Source organism: Streptomyces cavernae, assembly GCF_004023625.1.
GTDB classification, from domain to species: domain Bacteria; phylum Actinomycetota; class Actinomycetes; order Streptomycetales; family Streptomycetaceae; genus Streptomyces; species Streptomyces cavernae.
In genome coordinates, this window is sequence record NZ_RPDJ01000102.1 from 1 (window position 1) to 3,931 (window position 3,931).

Here is a 3,931-nt window from a genome sequence, read left to right on the forward strand (position 1 = left end):
GTCGATCCGGTGGACGAGGCGTTCTGGAAGACGATCGAGGACGGTGACCTGCAGGAGTTCGCTCGCACGATCGGGCTGACGGACGTGGAGTCCCTGGACGCGGTCGTCCCGGCCCTGTCGGCCTGGCACAGCAGCAGGCGAGCCCGCTCGACGCTCGACAACTGGCGCTACCGCGTCGTCTGGCGGCCCCAACCCGAACACGCCACGCCCACCACAGCCCTCGACGGCACCTGGCTCCTCGTCGTCCCCGAAACCCACCAGGACGACACGGTCGTCCAGGCCGTGACCCGCCTCCTCGTCGAGGCCGGGGCCGCGACCGTCCCCTTGGTGATGAGCGAGACGGACCTCGACCGGGCCGCCGTCGCACAGCAGTTGACGGACATCGTCGCCGCCGACGCCTCCACGCCCATACGCGGAGTGGTGTCCCTCCTCGCCCTCGACGAGCGCCCCGCGCCCGGCCACGACGGTCCCACCGTCGGCCTCGCCCAGTCGGTCGCCCTCCTCCAGGGACTCCTCGACGCCGGGACCGACACCCGGCTGTGGCTGCTGACCACCGAGTCGGCCACCACCGGCGTCGCCGACGACCCCGTACGGCACCCGCTCCAGGCCACCGTCTGGGGCCTCGGCCGGGTCATCGCCCTGGAACAGCCCAAGTTGTGGGGCGGCCTCCTCGATCTGCCCGCCGAGCTCGACCAGCGCACCGGAGCCGCACTCGTGTCGACCCTCGCCGCCGCCGGCGACGAGGACCAGATCGCGCTGCGCCCGTCCGGTACCTACATCCGCCGTCTGGTCCGAGCCCCGCTGACCGGCCGCCCGGCCGCGCGGACATGGAGCACCAGCGGCAGCGCCCTGGTCACCGGCGGCACAGGAGGGCTCGGCGGCCACGCGGCGCGCCTCCTCGCCCGCAGCGGCGCGGAGCACCTGGTGCTCACCAGCCGACACGGCCTCGACGCACCCGGTGCCAGTGAACTGCGCGACGAACTCACCGCTCTCGGTTGCCGCGTGACCATCGCCGCGTGCGACGTCGCCGACCGCGAGGCCCTGGCCCGGCTCGTCGAACAGGTCGAGACGGAAGGCCCCGCCATCCGCTCCGTCGTGCACACCGCCGGGGTCGGCATGCTGGCGCCGCTCGCCGAGACGGACCTGGACTTCTTCGCCGAGGGACTGCGCGCCAAGGTCCTCGGAGCGGCGAACCTCGACGCCCTCTTCGACCACGACCGCCTCGACGCGTTCGTGCTCTACTCCTCGGTCGCGGGTACCTGGGGCAGTGGCGACCACGGCGCCTACTCCGCCGGCAACGCCTACGTCGACGCGCTCGCGGACCAGCGTCGTGCCCGCGGCCTGACCGGCACGTCCATCGCATGGGGCATCTGGAGCCCCGAGGGCGGCGGGATGGCCGTCAACATCGTCCGTGAGCAGCTGCGTTGGCGCGGCATCCCCTTCATGGACGCGAAACTGGCCGTCGACGGACTGCGGCAGGCACTCGACCACGACGACACGTTCCTCGCCGTGGCCGACATCGACTGGGAGCGGTTCGTCCCGGTCTTCACCGCCGCACACCCGCGACCGCTCCTCCACGAGGTGCCGGAGGTCGCCGAGGCGATGAAGGCCGACGAGGCCGTCGTCGCGAGTGCGGTCAGCCGCGCCGACACCCTCCGCGCGGAGCTGGCCGGCATGCCCGACCCCGAGCGCGACCGGGTCCTGTCCGACCTGGTCCGCGGCGAGGTGGCCGGAGTCCTCGGACACGCGGACGGCGCGGACATCGCCGTCACCCGAGCCTTCCGCGAGCTGGGCTTCGACTCGCTCACCGCTGTCGAACTGCGCAACCGTCTCAACTCCGCCACCGGTCTGGGACTTCCGGCGACGATCGTCTTCGACCACCCCAACGTGCGCGACCTCGTCCGTTTCCTGCGGACCAGTCTCGTCCCCGAGGACACTCCGGCCGACTCCTTGCCGGCCCTCGTCACCCCCGTGGCCGCCGCGCAGGACGACGAACCCATCGCCATCGTGTCCATGGGGTGCCGTTTCCCCGGCGGTGTCACCTCGCCGGACGACTTGTGGAAGCTGGTCCTCGACGAGACCGACGCCGTGTCCACGCTGCCCACCGACCGCGGCTGGGACGTGGAGAACCTCTACGACCCCGATCCGGACCGGGCCGGTACCACCTACGCCCGCGAGGGTGGTTTCCTGCACGACGCGGCGGAGTTCGACGCGGGTTTCTTCGGGATCTCGCCGCGTGAGGCCCTCGCGATGGACCCGCAGCAGCGCCTGCTGCTGGAGACCTCCTGGGAGGTGCTGGAGCGGGCCGGTATCGACCCGCACAGCCTCCACGGCAGTTCCACCGGCGTCTTCGTCGGAGTCTCGCACCAGGGCTACGGCTCCCACTCCCAGGTGCCCGAGGGACTCGAGGGTCACCTGATCACGGGGACCGTCACCAGCATCGCCTCCGGCCGCATCGCCTACACCCTCGGCCTCGAAGGCCCGGCAGTCACCATGGACACCGGCTGCTCCTCCGCGCTGGTCGCCCTGCACCTCGCCGTCCAGGCGCTGCGCTCCGGCGACTGCTCGCTCGCGCTCACCGGCGGTGCCGCAGTCATGGGCGAGCCCATCGGCCTCATCGGCTTCAGCCGCCAGCGCGGGCTCGCGACGGACGGCCGCTGCAAGCCCTTCTCCGCAGACGCCGACGGCATGGGGATGGCCGAAGGCGTCGGCATGGTCCTGCTGGAGCGGTTGTCGGACGCGCGGCGCAACGGGCACCGGGTGCTGGCGGTGGTGCGTGGTTCGGCGATCAATCAGGACGGTGCGTCGAACGGGTTGACCGCTCCGAGTGGTCCGTCCCAACAGCGGGTGATCCGGGCGGCGTTGGCGAATGCGGGGTTGTCGGCGGCGGATGTGGATGTGGTGGAGGCGCACGGTACGGGCACGAAGTTGGGTGATCCGATCGAGGCGCAGGCGTTGCTGGCGACGTACGGTCAGGACCGGCCCGAGGACAGGCCGTTGTGGCTGGGGTCGGTGAAGTCCAACATCGGTCATGCGCAGGCTGCTTCGGGTATGGCCGGGGTCATCAAGATGGTGCAGGCCATGCGGTACGGGGTGTTGCCGAGGTCGCTGCACGCCGATGAGGTGTCGCCGTTCGTGGACTGGTCGGCCGGCGCGGTCGAGGTACTCTCCCGGGCCCGGACTTGGGAGGAGAACGGACATCCGAGGCGGGCGGGTGTCTCGTCCTTCGGCGTGAGCGGCACCAACGCGCATGTCGTACTGGAGCAGGTGCCGCAGGACGCGGAAGCGGAAGCGGAGCGGGACGAGGGAGCTCAGCAGGGCGCGGAAGCTGAGCAGGACGCCGCCGACACCCCGGTCGACGATGTGGTGGTTCCGCTGCTGCTCTCGGCGCGTTCGGAGGCGGCTCTGCGGGCGCAGGCGGAGCGGTTGGTGTCGGCCGTGGAGGGTGGTGGCCTCAAGGCCGTCGATGTCGCCCATTCGCTGGTGAGTGGGCGTGCGGCGCTGGAGGAGCGTGCGGTGGTCGTAGGCGCCGACCGCGATGGACTGCTGGCCGCCTTGCGGGCCGTCGCGCGCGGTGAGCAGCCCGCGGCGATGGCGCGTGGCCTTGCCGAGAACCCCGGGGACGCCATCAAGTCGGTGTTTGTGTTTCCGGGGCAGGGGGCGCAGTGGGTGGGGATGGCGGTGGAGTTGTTGGATGCTTCGCCGGTGTTCGCCGCCCGGTTCGGTGAGTGTGCGGTCGCGCTGAGCGAGTTCGTCGACTGGTCGCTGCTGGATGTGGTGCGGGCTGTCGAGGGTGCTCCGGGGTTGGATCGGGTGGATGTGGTTCAGCCGGTGTTGTGGGCGGTGATGGTGTCGCTTGCGGCGGTGTGGGAGTCGTTCGGTGTGCGGCCGGCTGCGGTGGTGGGTCATTCGCAGGGGGAGATCGCCGCGG

General features: G+C 71.5%; 1 protein-coding gene. It reads left to right on the forward strand.

Annotated features, from left to right (window positions below; all coding sequences use genetic code 11):
• Window positions 1-3,931: type I polyketide synthase (locus EF387_RS46250; RefSeq protein WP_128382561.1), on the forward strand; the 3,931-nt coding region annotated here is incomplete at both ends.